Source organism: Shouchella rhizosphaerae, assembly GCF_036700015.1.
Taxonomy (GTDB): domain Bacteria; phylum Bacillota; class Bacilli; order Bacillales; family Bacillaceae_D; genus Shouchella; species Shouchella rhizosphaerae.
The window spans coordinates 609,229-624,967 of record NZ_CP144921.1; the positions used below are offsets into that span (position 1 = coordinate 609,229).

The window sequence follows — 15,739 nt, forward strand, 5'->3', positions numbered from 1 at the left end:
TACCTGTTATTTTGCTTGTTTACGCACGTAAGTCCGATATTCGTGGGGATAGCGGTTTTTTTCATCAATTGGTCCAGGCACTGTCTCCACAAGCTCCCATTCTTGCTCAGAAAGAGGGGGGACAAACGTATCCGCTTCAAATTTTTCGTCAATGACCGTGACAATGTGTTTGTCACATATATCCCATAACAGCGCAAAAATCTCCGCTCCACCTATGACGTAAATCGCTTCCTGTTTGCTAAGTTGCAGGACATCGTCGAGTGAATGAATGACTTCCGCTCCTTCTGCTTGAAAGGAACGGCTTCTCGTGAGAACAACGTTGTTGCGGTTCGGCAATGGCCCACCCATAGAGTCAAATGTTTTTCGGCCCATGACAATCGTTTGACCTGTCGTTGTCCGCTTAAAATGGCGCAAATCAGCAGGCAAATGCCAAGGCAATCCGTTGTCTTTCCCGATGCCATAGTGGGCGTCTCGTGCATAAACAAACACAATCATACGGACACCTCTGCTTTAATATGCGGATAAGGATCATAATGTTTCAGTTCAAAATCATCGTAAGTAAACGCAAACAGGTCTGTTACCTCTGGATTGATATGCATCGTAGGTAGCTGTTTTGGTTTACGCGTTAATTGAAGCTTCGTCTGTTCAATATGGTTGTTGTACAAATGGGCATCGCCAAACGTATGGATAAATTCGCCAGGCTTTAATCCGCACACTTGGGCCATCATCATCGTTAACAGGGCATAAGACGATATATTAAAAGGAACGCCAAGAAAAATGTCGGCACTGCGCTGGTACAATTGGCAAGAAAGTTTTCCGTCGTTTACGTAAAACTGAAACAAGCAATGGCATGGCGCAAGCGCCATTTCTTCAATCTCCGCGACATTCCACGCATTGACAATTAAGCGGCGAGAATTCGGATTCGTTTTTATTTGCTCAACCACTTCAGTAATTTGGTCGACTGTTTTGCCGTTTGCCCCTTCCCAGGAGCGCCATTGTTTTCCGTAAACAGGCCCAAGGTCGCCGTTTTCATCCGCCCATTCGTTCCAAATACGAACGCCATTTTCTTGCAAATAACGGATGTTCGTGTCGCCTTTTAGAAACCAAAGCAATTCATGGATGATCGAACGCATATGCAATTTTTTCGTTGTGACAATTGGAAAACCCTTTTCTAAATCAAAGCGCATTTGGTAACCAAATACGCTAATGGTGCCAGTGCCTGTCCGATCTGATTTTGGCGAGCCGTTTTGCAAAACGTGCTCGCATAACTGCAAGTATTGTTCCATAAAAACGTCAACTCCTGTTTTCAATTCATTTACATCGATTGTTTCATTTTTATAAGCGCGTCTTTTCCTGTCATTCCTTTGTGAATGCCTAACTCCTCACACTTGAGTGTAACAGATTCCAGCGGCGCTTCAAGCAACTGTTCGATTGTGCGCACGCCAACCGCACGTCCTGCGATAATTCCTCGTTCTTTCAGCTTTTCGTTTAACAGCTTCACGTCAAGGGCCCCACACATAATGTATCCTGTGTCGCATGTCACGGCCATAAAGTTTGTTTTCGGCAATTTGACCGTAATGGCGACAAACGTTTCCTTCTCAATCGTAATTGGCTGAATATCAATCATTGGCCCCGCTCCTTTGTAAGTTGTTTCACCACAACATATGAGCAGGCAAAGAAATCAGTGCCATTTTTTCAACATGTCCAGCAGAATATCGCGCAAAAATTCAGGGAGCAAATACGTTTTCTTTTTCGCCTCGGCAATTTTCGGGAACAAAAACCCAAACGTATACATGTCCAATGTCGCCAGTCTGTAAATGTGTTCGGCAACAATCGGTTTGCCACAAACGAAGATGCCTTCAGGCTTGACGTCAATTCCTGTATATACCATCGTCCCGAGCACTTCCCCTCGGAAACCAAATCCTTTTAACTGCAATTGTACAATATCATCGGTTTGCGCACGCTCAATCGTTTCGGTCAGTTCCGCACCGGTCAACTCAACAATGCACGGGTTAATCGGATGAGGGCAAACGCGATGAAGATCACCGTACGTGACTGGCCCTTCCGGCAAGCTTTCCAACAGCACGCCTGCATTTAGCATCCCAAGCTCAGCGCCGCACCAAGCACTCAGTTCGTCACACAGCGCTTGCGGCCCAGCCGAATGTTCGAACCATTTGACTTCCAGCTTTCGTGTAAGAACGGCCGCAGGCGCACTTAAAGCAGCTTGCGCCTTTGTTTGCAACGACTGTAGGAGCGTACGCGCACCCGGATCCTCATCAAAATTCCGGGGGTCAAGCAGTTCTTCTTCTGCGGAAAGAAATTTATGGCTTCCTTCTGCAAATTCAAGCGACAATTTCCCCAAGTATTGGCCATGTTTGCCCGCTTGAGCGATCAGTTTCCCACTAATGCGCTTTCCATATGGGAGGGCATGGTGTGTATGGGCACCGATAATGACATCAATTTCAGTAATTTCAGCAGCAATTTGTTCATCCCGTGGCAGCCCTAGATGAGAGAGAAGGACAAGTGCATCTGTCTTGGCAGCAACTTGTTGCGCCAACTGGCGAAGTCTTTCTATAGAAAAAGCGACATCCCAACCCAACTGCTCATAGAAATGGATCATGGAGGCAGTGTAGCCAATATAGCCGATCCGAATGCCACCTTCCATTTCATCGATCCAATAAGGTTTGATCCAGTGCGGATAAGTCCCTGTTTGTTGGTCAATTAAATTGGCGGCAAGCACTTGGAATGAAGCGTGCTCGTACATCTCGTAAAGCATTTGTTTGGAAAATGTCACACCTTCGTTGTTGCCAGGCACGGCAAAATCAACGCCTGCTTCATTTAATAGCTCAATGTTTCCTTTTCCGTAAGTCGCTTCTGTAAGCGGGTTTGCCCTGTCTGCATGGTCTCCTAAATCGACATAGCGCATAAGGGGATGGCGATGCCGCTTTATATATGAGACAATCCGCGGCCATGTGGCAAAACCGCTGTGGATGTCGTTTGTATGATAAATGGTAACCGTCTTGGTCACAAAGTCGCCTCCTCTTATTTCGATCTGTTCCTGATGTGTGGTGTTTACAGCAGGCCTTGGAGAATAAACTGCACCGCAAGCCCGATAAAGACAAGCTTCATCAACCACACGAGCAAGTTCGAGCGAATTCGTTGGTTGAGCCAAGCACCCGCCTTGCCACCAAACCACGCGCCAGGAATAAGCGCCAGTGCATAAAGCCAGTGGATGTGACCAGCCGCAAAATGGGCAGCTGAACCTGACACGGCCGAAAACAAAATAACAAGCATGGCGGTTGCAGCAGCTATTTTAGCAGGGAACCCAAACCAGACAATCATGACGGGAACCATTAACGCCCCTCCACCGACGCCGAAAAGGCTCGATAAAAAGCCCACGCCAATGCTGACTACAATGGCGGCAGTAGGCGAATAGCCATAAACATAACGATTTCCAGCTTCATCCGTGCTCTCACGGATCACCCCTTTAACAGGCGCATCTTTGCGTTTTAGCTTTCCCCGCAAAAATAAACTACCCGCAATAACGAGCATAAAAAGGCCAAAATAAACCATAAACGAATCCGTTGACAACACTTTGCTGGCGCTAGTCCCAAGAATCGCCCCTGGAACAATACCAATCAAAAAAAGAAGTGCGCTTTTCCAATCAATCGTTTTCTGTTTATGATAGGCTAGCACAGAAGAAATGCCAGTAAAAATCATAACAAATAAAGACGTGCCTGCAGCTGTTTGCGGAGAAATGACGTCGACAGCAGCAAACAAGCTACCGAGTCCAAGCAAAGCAGGCACGACGATTACACCGCCCCCAAGACCGAGCAAACTCCCAAACGCCGCTGCAGCAAAACCTACTAATACGAGCAGTACATATTCCATTAAAAAACCAGCTTTCTGTATAATCATATTTAAATATGGACACCCAAAAAGCTAGTGCCACCCTGAAACAGCACAACGCTTAGACGCTTGCTGTTCGCGTGCTGTTAAAATAAATCCAACTGTCTTGGCGCCAGGTCCGTATATTCGATGCCCATCATCTCGATCAACGCGCGAGCGTTTTGGGCGGCATGACCGCCAGAATTGTTGTTAAAAACCACATAAATGTGCTCACATTGTTGTCGCAGCGACTGAAGGCGCGTTTTCCATTCAGCAAGCTCCCGTTCGTTGTAATTATACAAATAGCGAACATCACGCCATTCTTGCCCTTTGCTCGGCCCATTCCAACCATGGACATTGCGTCCATGCATACGAACCAATGTCTTTTGGCGGTCGGTTGGCTCGAGCACAGTTGGAATCGAGCGTGCCCCGGCTTGAGGTTCATCACAAATGCTGTGAATCCAATTTTCCTCGCGCATCAACGCGAGCGTTTTCTCACGGTAAGCAGGCAAAAACCACGATTCATGCCTGAATTCAAGCGCGACCGGAAAACCTTTCAACTGTTCGCGCACTACACGAAGCCAAGCAACGTGTTTTTTCTGAACATCAAACCAAGGGGGAAACTGGCATAAAACCATCGCTAGTTTGCCTGCTTCCGCCATCGGTTGGATTGATTCTATAAATGCAGAAAACATCTCTTGCTTCGATTGAAAAGGAGAAGGCGACTCTCCCCGCTGATGGCCTGTTATTTCCTGATACGCTTTGACAACAAATTGAAAGGACGCCGGCGTTTCGTCTACCCACTTTCGGATCGACGATTGGGGTGGAACGGCATAAAACGAGGCATCCAACTCCACAATCGGAAAATAGCCCGCATACGTTTGCAACTTTTCTGCTGGCTTTACGCCTTCGTATAAGCGATGATGGTCACCCCAGCCGCTTAAACCTATGTAAATCACTAAAAAACGCCTCCCGCACATTTCTCTCTATTTTAACATATTTCCAAAAGAAGTCTCCCCCTTCAAGCGTGTGAAGGGCGTAGCAGTGCGGTAAGGGGGAGATGAATATCGGTCGAGCGAAGAAGGGATTCGCTTATTAGCCACTGCCTAATGAATCGATAAACTCTTGGAACAAGAGGGTTAGCTTGGTCCATTTCGTCAGCTACCAAAAGGGGCGATTACCCAAGAAGCCCCCACTTCAAGCAGCCTGTAAGGGTGGTAAGTGGTGGGTAGTTCACCGCAATCTCTTGTAAAATGTTAGTTCCACATACACAAACTTACGAAACGCAGATTTGATACATTGCTGCAATCTTACCGAAAGGAAACCAAAAAACGCCCAGAGAACGATTCTCTGAGCGTTTGTATGCATAAATATGCTGGCGACCAAAAAACAGCGGCAATCCTACTCTTCCTTTTCCCTCTCGATTGCCCGTTCAAGACCGATTTGATAATTGCTTAGCAAACTACTTTGGAAGTTGATGACATCTTGTGTAGCACTGATTTCGTTCGTCGCCTTTTCAATTGTATTGCCGACTTCATTGAGGAGATCTTGATAAGGGCCCACCACTTCCGATTCACGCTCAGCATCAAATTCATCCGCATGCTTGCCATACCAATTCTCTTTCGTTAATTCCGGTTCTTTAAAAGTATGTTTTGTATCGCCCATGATAATTTCCTGTCCAATTAAGTGGGCCCTGCACGCTCTTAAGCGAGCAATTTTTTCATTGGCTGCTTGGATGGCATTTTCCGTCTCCCGTATTCGATTTCGATAAAATTCAACCGACATGTGTCTTCCTCCTATCGACTATCTGCTTTCACTTGCACATCTAAATGTGGCGCACGTTTGAGCAGCTCCTGTTTAAATTCTTCCATCCGCTCAGGCGAGACTTTCACCTCTCCCTTTGGCCCATTATGTTTGATATTAAATCCTTGAGAAGAGCCAACGATACGCTCTTTCCCAGAAAAAGGGCTGCCCATCGGTTCAAGCGCTGTCATGCTTTCATAAGAGTAAAAACGGCTAATTAAACCAGCTTGAACAAACAAACCCTCTTCTTTCAACTCATATGTAATAAACACCATCCCGCCAACAAAATAAATCATTCCAATCATAAATAAAAGGCCAAAAAACAATAAACGCCCAATGGAGTCTTCGACCATGAACACAATCGCCATAATAGCAGTCAACCCCACAACCAACGCACTGTAACCAAATACAACCTTCTTATCTCGTGATGTTTTGTATATGTTCATAAAACACCCTCCTTTATTTGGCAGCGTGGAAGACTGTCCGTTCAAGGAATTCGTTACACACTTCTTTCCATTTAGAAAAAGATGTTTTTTGAATAATGACATCTTCGTTTGAATGAACATCTTTGTATCTTACAAACCAAACTCCATCTCGTGCAGGCATATGAAACAATAGGTCATTCAAATCTGTTTCTGTCTGTTCTCCATCAAGTGAAACATGGATCACACTTGTATTAAAAAACTTCCAATCATTCGCTAAAAGCGCTTCTGCAAATTCATCAAACCACGCTTCATTTTGCCTAGTTGCTTCAAGCCAGTACATTTTTACTTCTTTTACATGCCGCTGGTCACTTAGCGCAGTAAAAGCGCCATTTGACATCGTGAATTCAATCTCGTTGCTCGGTTCTAAATCTTTATATTCAATGAACTGATGCATGTTCTTCTCTATACTCTTTGCATCAACAGGATGAAACTCTTGGATAATTTCTTGCTTTATGTAATGTTCAATCCATTGGCCGTCGCCGATACGCCTAAATAATAATGCTTCATTGGTCAGTGGGTTTGATAAACGGATCAATTGCTTTGCTTCAGCTACACTGCGAATAAAAGATTGCAGCCCATCCGCAAGCGGAACCTCATCCTTTGAAGCCTTCTCATCATCCCAAACCCCTTTAAGCATAAGTTGATGCGCTGCACATTCAAACAACGTTTCCCAGCTCTCTTCTGATTTTTCGCCAAACACTTCCTCTCCTAACGACTTGGCCAACACCTCATAGCCACACATCGTCAAAAGAAGCATCCATTCCTCCGTCGTACACCGCATAAAGGGCTTCATCTTTTTTCTCCTTTCAAAAAATGCCGTTTTTAGAACATGTGGGGGATGTTGGCTAAAATAGCAAGTACCACAAGTATCCCTATCCCTTCTAAAAGAAAAACCAACCTCCCTTTTATGCCTCCAAACCTTTCGATTGCAATCTGAAATAAAAGTACAGCAATACCAAAGTAAGCATAATAAAATGCATTCATTATTTTATCGTATGTACCTCTCGGTGTTTCTTCATATAGCTTATTAACTAATATAACAAAAGGCGTATTTTTACCTAGAATGAGAAGCAGCATAGCTGTAATTATCTGAAAAGCAATGGCTAGACCTATTATGTAACTAATAATATTTGCCAATGGAAGTACCATCTCCTATTCATTTTATCTAAACCAACCAGATACACTATCAGCTGCATTACTAAAAAACCCTTCAACCGCATCACCAACATCACTTGCAACTGTTTTTACATTGTCTATGAGATCATCCGCTACACTTGATACTGAATCAACGGTATTGCTAACTGCTGAAACTACATTATTTCCTACTCGTCTCATGTCATCTAACATTTGACCTGAAACTACATACTCTGCTCCATCTTTCACATAATCTACAGCCTTTCCAGCAACTTCACCACCAACTATCCCACCTATTACAGCCCCTATAATTGGTCCCCCTGGTACAGGAGCTAATACTGCTGCCCCAATTGAGGCACCTAGTGCCGCTCCTCCAGCTTCTACTGCCACTCCAGTTATGAATCTTGCCGCTTTCACTGCTTGGGTTTTATCCCTATTATCAGGGCTTGTTAACTCATCTACATGACTTAGACCAGTGAACATAACTCCTACTGGGCCTAAAAACTTTCCCACTTTACTTTCCGTAAAAAGAGATACCTTGGATTCCACTTTTTTGACTATATCACTAAATTTCTGCGCAGATGTATTCTGTGCTATTCTAGAATAACCAGCTTCTATTGAGTTCTTAGCAACTGACTTGGCTCCATTATATATATTAGTAAACTTATCTATTATTTTTGCGGAATTTTTATACATACTTAGGTGTGATGAGACAATAGATTTAGGCTTGAATGATACTTTCCCAGTATTTGCATAATGACTGAGACCTATTGCCGCCCCAGAAAGGATATCTACAGTTCCCAAAATATAATTATCAAAGACTCCAAAAGGTTTTCCTAAAAATAAATTGATGTACTCCATCGTATTATGAAGGTTTCTTTCAGTCCACGCACTCTTCATATTCTTATACGCTTCTTCGTCCTTTATTTGACCTCTTGAGAAGTTTTCAATCGAAACAGAACCGTTTGAGATCATTGACCGAATTCTGTCAACGTATGTATGCATTAATGCAATGTCTTCGGCAATATACTCCATTGGCGTTTTCATTTTTGCATCCATTTCGTACAAGTAGGCGGTGGTTTCTTGGAGTTTTTCTTGCGATTTCGTCAGTCCTTGTTCGATTTTGGAGTCATCGAATGACGGCATTGCCAATACGTCGCTATACTCGTTTTTAATGTCTGCTAGCGCATCTCCAAAATTACGAACTACGTTTTTCAATTGATCTAGTTCATCATAAAGTTGATCCATCATAAACGATTCTTTTAACACAGCTTCACTTGTAAAAGCATCGGATATGGCGTTTTGTATTTGCTCAAGTTTGTTTGAAAAATCATCCATCACATCTCGAAGTAAATTTAAAAACGGTCCGTGTGCTTCACTCCAAAAGTTGGCTATTGCGGTTGCCGTCTTTCCTGAACTTAACCTGCCTCCTGATTGTAAATGTTGACTGATCATCCAACTACTGAATCCGGCAAACTGGCCATTTTGATCGGATGTTTCTGAAGCCATTGCTTGAAGCATGTCAATCGTCTGTGCCGCATCAAGTGATTTTTGGCCCATGCTCCTATCCTCCCTTTATTTGATTGGCTACTTGCTCTTCTGCAGCAACGAAGTCATTGATCATTTTTTCAATATGATCGGCATTATCAAGCACCAATGCCTGATAATCGGTAAGTAACTGTTGTAAATTCTCCATATTTTCTATTGCTAGTTCAATCGATTCGAGTATCGTTCCTTCATTGGTATAAGCTGACTGACTTGGTGTTACTTCATTAATATGGTCACGAAGCTTGCTCACTTGATCAAGGACAATCCTTGGATTTAACTTAATTTCACCACTCACCTGTTCACTACCTCCATTTCTCGACCTATCGCAGAATGTTAAATTTATGTATTTAAAAACCAATATCATTTTGTCAATATTGGAGATATAACCCTTGGAAAAAACATCCTTCTATTGTCGAGTTTACCATACAATAAGATCGTGTTAAAACAGTCCGATTTTCCTCCTTTTTGATTAGAATAAACGGGCAAATGAATGACTTTTATCCTGTTAAATAAGGCTTATTATTTTAATCGAAAATATGCCCTCTTTGCCGGTGCAAACATTGCCCAAACCTTTATGAAACATGACTTAATTGATGAGTACCGCCTTATCGTCAATCCTGTTTTATTGGATAGGGACAACGGTTATTTAACAATACTACGAAAAGCTAACACTAGTTGAGGCAAAAGTGTTTCAGTGCGGAAACGTGCTGTTGGTTTACCGATAAAGCGATTGGTTCGTTTCTGAGCCTTGTCTGTGGGCTAAAACAGTTGCCTCTAATCGCTTCAATGATTGCAGTTGACCGCCGCCTAGCATAGCTGGAACATCCTGTAAAAAAAGAGAGAGGCTATCTAACCCTCTCTCTTTCAACTCGCTAATCTTGTAAGATTTCTTTGATGGTGGAATGAGCATTTTGACGAACGTCATCGACTTTGGAATTGTACGTAATTAACGCTTTCCATAAAGCCCACCCTTTGCTGCGGTTCCACGTATCTGCGTCAAGACCGATTTTCTCTTTAAATACGTTTCGGCTGTCTTTGTCAAAAAATGTCCATGCCATCACTAAATCGCATGCAGGGTCGCCTACACCTGAACTGCCGAAATCAATCACGCCAGCTAGTTTTCGGTTTTTAACTAGCAAATTCCCTGGAGCCACGTCTCCATGTACCCAGACTGACGGTTTGCTCCATTTTGAGCTTAATGCTTCTTTAAAAACGTGTGCACATGCATCGCCATCGATTTGCTCGCCTAACATTGCGATCGCCGTTTCTGTTTCATGTTTATAAACTGCTAAATCTCCGCCACGAAAAAAGTTATGTTTGCCGGCTATAGGGCCGCCTGTGCTATCAATCGAGTACAGCTTTTTTAAAAAGGCGGCTAAATCAACGGCTAATTGTTGTAAATCAGTGTTGCTTCTGTCAGGAGTTTGCCCTTCAATCCATCGATTGACAGACCAAGAATACGGGTACAAACGAGAAGGCTTCCCTTTCGCAATCGGTACTGTAATTGGCAAGTCAAAATGAGGGGCAAGCATAGGCAACCATTTTGCCTCTTTCTCAACTTGAGGCGCGTATGCCTCATGACTAGGCAAGCGTATACTCATCGTATCGCCAAGGCGAAAAGTCCGATTGTCATGACCGCTTTTTTGCACATGTTTAATCTCTAAGTTTGACCACTCTGGAAACTGTTGAGCTATTAATTTTCTCGCTAATTCGATCGTTGGTTCCATAAGTCCTCCGCTTTTGAACAGATTTTATTTCAGACGACAAGATTACATTTGCATAACAGCTTTTATTTTTCATGCTACCACCCCTTATTTCATAAATGCATCGGCTTTTATCGTACACTGCTTTGCTAGCAATTTTACTCTCAATTCGAGTTACATCAGCGACATTCCTGCTTACCGTCGTACTTGCTGTTCTACATGACAAGAAAAGCCTGCCAAGCGCTTTCCAGCGTTTAGCAGGCTGTGCATTTTTCACTCCAATGCTTTTACCACTTGGTCGAGCCCGTACGATTGCCCGATTGGCCCGTAGCCAAGGGCAAGCTCGCCATTCATTTCATACACTTGTCCTTTTTCTACTGCTTGCAGGCTGTTCCACACATTCGTCTCTTCCCATTCATGGATGATTGAAGAAGAAGAGTCGCTGTCTCCTTGAAAATAGCCAATGAAAAGGTGATCAGGGTTTAATTCGCTTATCCCTTCAAGAGATATTTCTGCCCCTTCTTCCATAATTGATGCATCTGGAACAGACAGCCCCAATAGGTCATAGTACAATGGCAAGTAGTTCGTACCTTGCAGCCAAGCAGTGGCTTCTCGTGCTTGTAAAAAGGCAACTTCGCCTTCTATATTCGCTACTTTTTCGCGCCCTTCCTCGACTTTTTGTTCAAAAGAACGAATAAATGATTCAGCAACATCTTCTTGGCCAAGAATGTCGCCAAACAAAGACACGAGTGCAGGCCAGTCTCCCCATACGTTGACTTCTTCCTCATCTACGACAAAAACAGGCGCAATTTGTTGCAGTTGGTCGATATCCTCATTTACTTGGTTCCCTGCAATAATTAAATCTGGTTCATAGGCAAGCAACGCTTCCAAATTCACTTGCTGGTTTTCGCCTACCACTTCTAGCTCGTCGAACGTTTCTACATAAGGCTCGTACACGTCTGTTTTTAAAACAGACTGTTCTGCTGAAAAAGGCAGCACAACCGCAGCAGAAGGCGTGTCAAAAAGCAGAAATGAATCGATAAATCCCCAATGGGCAATAGCTACTTTTTGCGGCGCTTTTTCAAGAGTAAAGTCTCCGTTCGCATCTTCCAATGTCCGCGGAAACGCGCTTGAGACAGTGGGCTCACTGCTTTTCTCTGTATCGTCATTGGCATCGTTACCCACATTACCTGAGCAAGCTCCTAGAAGCACTAACAGCAAAAGGCTTGAAGCAAGTGATTTAAGTGAATGGTGCATAAAGTACGTTCCTTTCGTTCTTATCTATTAATAGTGATAATCATTATCATTTAAAATGATAACAAGGAATGACTTCATGTAAAATAGACAGTTTCCTGTTTTACAGATGGATTATTTCTTCATTTCTAGAAGAACGTAGCTAGGAGCGACTCCAAACTGCTTTTTGAACAACCTGCTAAAATAATAGGGATCCTGATACCCGACGCTGCGGGCAACCGCACTGACAGTAAACGCTCCTGTCATTAGTAGTTGGTGCGCTCGCTTCATACGGCAATGGATCACATAGTCAATCGGGCCAACTCCTGTGCATTTCCGGAAAGCGGCAGAAAAATATTTAGGCGTCATATCATAACGAGCAGCCAATTGCCCTAATGTTATCGGTTCATGGTAATGGGCATGGATATAACGGATTGTCTCTTCCATCACTTCACTGTTTTTAGGTTTCTGCTGCAAACGCGCTAATCGAAGGACATGTGCAAGCAATTGGTAGAACAACGCTTTTTTTTGCAGCGCCGCTATCTCCCCCGGCTCCGCATCGATTTGTATAAGCTCATCAACCATTTGCAAAATACTCGGTTCAAATAGGTACTCTAGTTGGTGGGCTTTTTGAAACAAAGCTGCCTGTGGCGTCCTTCCGTCTGCTAAAAAATGAATAAGCGCATATTCACAGCCCGTTTCACCGACTTCTAACGCTAAACGCATTTGATAGCCGCCGATGATTGCTTTTCCTTGGTTGACTTCGATTGAATTAGAACCGTTAAACGTAAAGCGTGCGCTGCCACGAAGCCCTAGAATAAGCCCGCCATAAGCCGTCGGCTGGTCAACATGGCCACGGTAAAGGCGATTGGCTTCAAGTCTGCTCTTATAGACGCCATAAACATGGATAGGTGTGTACGCAAAAGCTTGGGCCAACTGGTTGTACCGTTCCATGCAAACACCTCTTTTCTTGCTTTATGCTCCTTAGCGTAATCGTTTGCCACGGCTCTGTCCATAGCAATAACTGGATGATGGATTCCTTAAAAGTTGCCTCGATCGCTACACCCATTCAAGCCTAGCGGTCACAAAAAAAGGAGAGTACGCATCACTCTCCTCTTTTTCATCATTTATCGCTGCCTACAATTGAATCAATTGCATGTAATTCTTCGCGGCTAAAGGACAAATTGTTCAATGCAGCTACATTTTCTTCGATTTGTTCGATGGAACTCGCCCCGATTAAAGCAGACGTGACGCTGCCCTCCCTTAATACCCATGCTAAAGCAAACTGGGCCATTGTTTGCCTGCGGTTCTCGGCCATTTTATGAAGCTCTTTTACTTTCCCTACTTGCTCCTCGGTCACATTTGCTTTAAACCAATCGTTTTTAGCCGCCCTGGATCCTTCTGGAATAGCGTGCAAGTATTTTGAAGTTAAAAGCCCCATCGCCAGCGGTGCAAAAGCGACAGTGCCAATTCCTTCTTCAGCGAGGACGTCTTGCAGCCCTCCCTCAATCCAACGGTTCAACATCGAATACGAAGGCTGGTTAACGACACAAGGCGTGCCTAACTGTTTTAAAATTGTGGCCGCCTGTTTTGTTTCTTTAGGCCCGTAATTCGATAAGCCAATATAGAGCGCCTTTCCTTGGCGGACAATGGCGTCAAGTGCAGCCATTGTTTCTTCCAGAGGCGTGTTGGGATCATAGCGGTGGTGGTAAAAAATATCGACATAGTCGAGATTTAGCCGTTTTAGGCTTTGGTCAAGGCTAGCGATGAGGTACTTTCTTGAACCGCCATCCCCGTATGGGCCAGGCCACATGTCGTAGCCTGCTTTCGTCGAAATAATGAGTTCATCCCGATAGCGATTTAGTTCGCTGTTTAGTATCGTGCCCATTGCTGCTTCGGCAGAACCAGGAGGAGGGCCATAATTGTTGGCCAAGTCAAAATGAGTAATCCCTAAATCAAACGCACGAAAAATTTTTTCTTTTACTTTAGCCTGGCTCGTGTCGGCGCCAAAGTTTTGCCACAATCCCAATGAAATAGCTGGAAGCTTCAAGCCGCTTTTTCCGCATTGGTTGTATATCATATCATCATAACGTGAAGGCGTTGCTGTATACATAAAGCAAGACACTCCTTTTTCTTATACTTTAGCATGGCTTGGGAACGGCGTATATGGCAATGTGACGCATTTATATCATTTTCGTAAGCGCTTTACTCATTCATCGTTTACAGTTATGGCTTTTGCGCAGAAATAATTAGAAACATTGGCCTTCTCCATTCATCTTTCATTTCCCGGCTAAGGGCAGATGTGTCCTCAGAAGGAGTGGGTTCTTTAACAGCGTTGATCCGAAAACCAGCCTCTATCAAATCATTGATATAGGTAGAAAGTGTACGATGGTATTTAATCACTTGTTCAGTCAAAAAAGACGTTTCCCTCCTTCCTTCTGATTGGTAATGGTCAACAGGCCAATGCTGGCGGTTTCCTTGGTCGTCGTAACACCAATCTTGTTGGTGGCGAGAAGTAAAAATCGGGTGTTCTACTGAAAAAACGACTGTTCCCTCGGCTTTTAGACAATCGTAAACGTTCTTGCAAATTGGCCTAAAGGACTTGATATAGTGGAAAGCGAGCGAACTGATGACAACATCGAACTGTGCCCTTGGGAAATCGATGTCTTCGATCGCCATGTTTAAATAAGAAATGAACGGGTCATTTGTTTTTTCTCGTGCTTTTTCCAGCATTTTTTCTGATAAATCAACGCCTACTACAGAACGCGCCTGTTGTTCCCTGGCATAGCGGCAATGCCAGCCAAAACCGCAGCCTAAATCAAGCACGGCTTTCCCCCGCATATCAGGCAATAGTGCCTTTAACACATGCCATTCTCCTGCACCGGCAAGCCCTTTTACAGAGCGAGGCATTTTTTCATAAGCGGCAAAGAATGCCTTATCGTCATACTTATTCTGCTTCATTTGTCCGTCTCCTCTTCCTTCCTAGCCAGCGCCATTGTTTGATTTTGAGCACCTGCACGCGCAACGCTTCCCTTTATTATAAATCAACCTTTTCGTGTAGCGCGGCAAATAACGACTTGAGCTTAAAACTCAAGTCGCTTGTAGTAGCTAAAGCTGTTCTCCATTTGTGGCAATGACATTTTGGTACCAGCTAAAATTTGTCTTTTTATAGCGTTTATTTGATCCTTTGCCATTGCTGTCGCGATCAACATAAATAGAGGCTTTTGGCAGACCATATAGTTGGTTGCACACCGTGCGCAAACCAATTGGATCAATTTGCCACCCCCACTTGATGCCTCTAAGTACGGATTTTTCACATCCGCAAAGAGATTGTTGGCAGTTTGCATTTTAACTGTTCTGGATCCGTGCTTGCTACAAAAAACATGTAGTAACTATGCCCATATAATCAACCGTATGTTCACGGAGGAGGTCAAGATCGCCAGCTTCCATTTCAATGTCAATACTTTTTTCCTTAAGATAGGCTTTTAATTGCAAAACTCATGTGGTCCGCCAAGTCTACATACAAATAGCCATCCAGTTTATATGACAATTGTGATTTCGCATAATCTAAAATCTTAGAGGCAATGTTTAAATATAGTTCTGACGTATCTCGTAATAATTTCGCTAACTTATCCGACACACCCCTTTTTTCCAAAACAAATGTTTTTTCGATTTTAGCTGTATCGATCGTTTCACCTGCCTTTTTTTGAAAAGCCAAGCCCCTGCCCATTACGACCATTTCTTGATCCCATTCATTCTGTGCTAGGACAACATGGTTATTAAATACTTTCTTAATTTGCATGATTTAATAGCTAGCTCACTTTGTATCGCCCCGACATCCTTATATTCGTTGTCGGCGATTCCTTTTCATTGTCCTCCTCCTCTCTCCTTATGTCCCCTCTTTAGTGAATGAAAAAATAGAAAAATTTTTTAAAAAAGGTGTGT

General features: G+C 43.6%; 19 protein-coding genes. 1 reads left to right on the plus strand and 18 read right to left on the minus strand.

The features are described from left to right. Positions 1-6: 6 nt before the first annotated feature. From V5G21_RS03300 to V5G21_RS03355, 12 genes are all read right to left on the minus strand, one after another. The gene (locus V5G21_RS03300) at positions 7-495 is read right to left on the minus strand and encodes a dihydrofolate reductase (protein WP_063609000.1); all 489 of its coding nucleotides are present in this window, start codon (positions 493-495) and stop codon (positions 7-9) included. Further along, the gene (locus V5G21_RS03305; protein WP_011247797.1) at positions 492-1,286 is read right to left on the minus strand and encodes a thymidylate synthase; all 795 of its coding nucleotides are present in this window, start codon (positions 1,284-1,286) and stop codon (positions 492-494) included. Before V5G21_RS03305 ends, V5G21_RS03300 begins: the two co-directional genes overlap by 4 nt. Positions 1,287-1,315: 29 nt before the next feature. After that, positions 1,316-1,627 (minus strand): YunC family protein, encoded by a 312-nt coding sequence (locus V5G21_RS03310; RefSeq protein ID WP_095326285.1) that lies wholly within the window; start codon positions 1,625-1,627, stop codon positions 1,316-1,318. 54 nt (positions 1,628-1,681) lie between these two features. Beyond that, positions 1,682-3,028, minus strand: a complete 1,347-nt coding sequence (locus tag V5G21_RS03315; protein ID WP_338465216.1) for a bifunctional UDP-sugar hydrolase/5'-nucleotidase — start codon at positions 3,026-3,028, stop codon at positions 1,682-1,684. A gap of 44 nt (positions 3,029-3,072) precedes the next feature. Beyond that, positions 3,073-3,918 (minus strand): sulfite exporter TauE/SafE family protein, encoded by an 846-nt coding sequence (locus tag V5G21_RS03320; RefSeq protein WP_244153296.1) that lies wholly within the window; start codon positions 3,916-3,918, stop codon positions 3,073-3,075. Positions 3,919-3,995: 77 nt separating this feature from the next. Next, a complete protein-coding gene (locus tag V5G21_RS03325) occupies positions 3,996-4,847 on the minus strand; it encodes a DUF72 domain-containing protein (RefSeq protein ID WP_095294646.1) in 852 nt (283 codons plus the stop codon). 442 nt (positions 4,848-5,289) lie between these two features. Beyond that, positions 5,290-5,673, minus strand: coding sequence for a YwqH-like family protein (locus V5G21_RS03330; RefSeq protein WP_011247802.1), 384 nt, complete (start codon positions 5,671-5,673; stop codon positions 5,290-5,292). A gap of 11 nt (positions 5,674-5,684) precedes the next feature. Then, the gene (locus tag V5G21_RS03335) at positions 5,685-6,137 is read right to left on the minus strand and encodes a PH domain-containing protein (RefSeq protein ID WP_011247803.1); all 453 of its coding nucleotides are present in this window, start codon (positions 6,135-6,137) and stop codon (positions 5,685-5,687) included. 13 nt (positions 6,138-6,150) lie between these two features. Continuing rightward, positions 6,151-6,969, minus strand: coding sequence for a hypothetical protein (locus V5G21_RS03340; RefSeq protein ID WP_035202704.1), 819 nt, complete (start codon positions 6,967-6,969; stop codon positions 6,151-6,153). A 29-nt stretch (positions 6,970-6,998) separates the two neighbouring features. Further along, the gene (locus V5G21_RS03345; protein WP_011247805.1) at positions 6,999-7,313 is read right to left on the minus strand and encodes a hypothetical protein; all 315 of its coding nucleotides are present in this window, start codon (positions 7,311-7,313) and stop codon (positions 6,999-7,001) included. Between the two features lie 24 nt (positions 7,314-7,337). Then, positions 7,338-8,870, minus strand: a complete 1,533-nt coding sequence (locus V5G21_RS03350) for an LXG domain-containing protein (protein ID WP_035202705.1) — start codon at positions 8,868-8,870, stop codon at positions 7,338-7,340. A gap of 4 nt (positions 8,871-8,874) precedes the next feature. Next, positions 8,875-9,153, minus strand: coding sequence for a YwqI/YxiC family protein (locus V5G21_RS03355; protein ID WP_011247807.1), 279 nt, complete (start codon positions 9,151-9,153; stop codon positions 8,875-8,877). A 279-nt stretch (positions 9,154-9,432) separates the two neighbouring features. On the opposite strand from V5G21_RS03355, the gene V5G21_RS21395 reads away from it, so the two are divergent. Then, a complete protein-coding gene (locus tag V5G21_RS21395; protein WP_350006345.1) occupies positions 9,433-9,537 on the plus strand; it encodes a hypothetical protein in 105 nt (34 codons plus the stop codon). A 193-nt stretch (positions 9,538-9,730) separates the two neighbouring features. Here V5G21_RS21395 and V5G21_RS03360 read toward each other — a convergent pair whose 3' ends face one another. The 6 genes from V5G21_RS03360 to V5G21_RS03390 all read right to left on the minus strand — a co-directional run bounded on the left by V5G21_RS03360 (position 9,731) and on the right by V5G21_RS03390 (position 15,596). Next, on the minus strand, positions 9,731-10,585 hold the full coding sequence (locus V5G21_RS03360) for an aminoglycoside phosphotransferase family protein (protein WP_095237310.1): 855 nt from the start codon (positions 10,583-10,585) through the stop codon (positions 9,731-9,733). Positions 10,586-10,834: 249 nt separating this feature from the next. Then, positions 10,835-11,818: an ABC transporter substrate-binding protein gene (locus V5G21_RS03365; protein ID WP_095237309.1), complete on the minus strand. Its 984-nt coding sequence runs from the start codon at positions 11,816-11,818 to the stop codon at positions 10,835-10,837. Positions 11,819-11,929: 111 nt separating this feature from the next. Then, positions 11,930-12,748: a helix-turn-helix domain-containing protein gene (locus V5G21_RS03370; protein ID WP_095237307.1), complete on the minus strand. Its 819-nt coding sequence runs from the start codon at positions 12,746-12,748 to the stop codon at positions 11,930-11,932. A gap of 169 nt (positions 12,749-12,917) precedes the next feature. After that, positions 12,918-13,907 (minus strand): aldo/keto reductase, encoded by a 990-nt coding sequence (locus V5G21_RS03375; RefSeq protein WP_095255329.1) that lies wholly within the window; start codon positions 13,905-13,907, stop codon positions 12,918-12,920. A 113-nt stretch (positions 13,908-14,020) separates the two neighbouring features. Continuing rightward, entirely contained in the window at positions 14,021-14,755 is a 735-nt protein-coding gene (locus tag V5G21_RS03380) for a class I SAM-dependent methyltransferase (protein WP_095237301.1), read from the minus strand. Positions 14,756-15,266: 511 nt separating this feature from the next. Continuing rightward, positions 15,267-15,596 carry a CAT RNA binding domain-containing protein gene (locus V5G21_RS03390; RefSeq protein ID WP_011247814.1) on the minus strand — a complete coding sequence of 110 codons (330 nt, stop codon included), beginning with the start codon at positions 15,594-15,596 and terminating at the stop codon, positions 15,267-15,269. Positions 15,597-15,739: the final 143 nt, after the last annotated feature.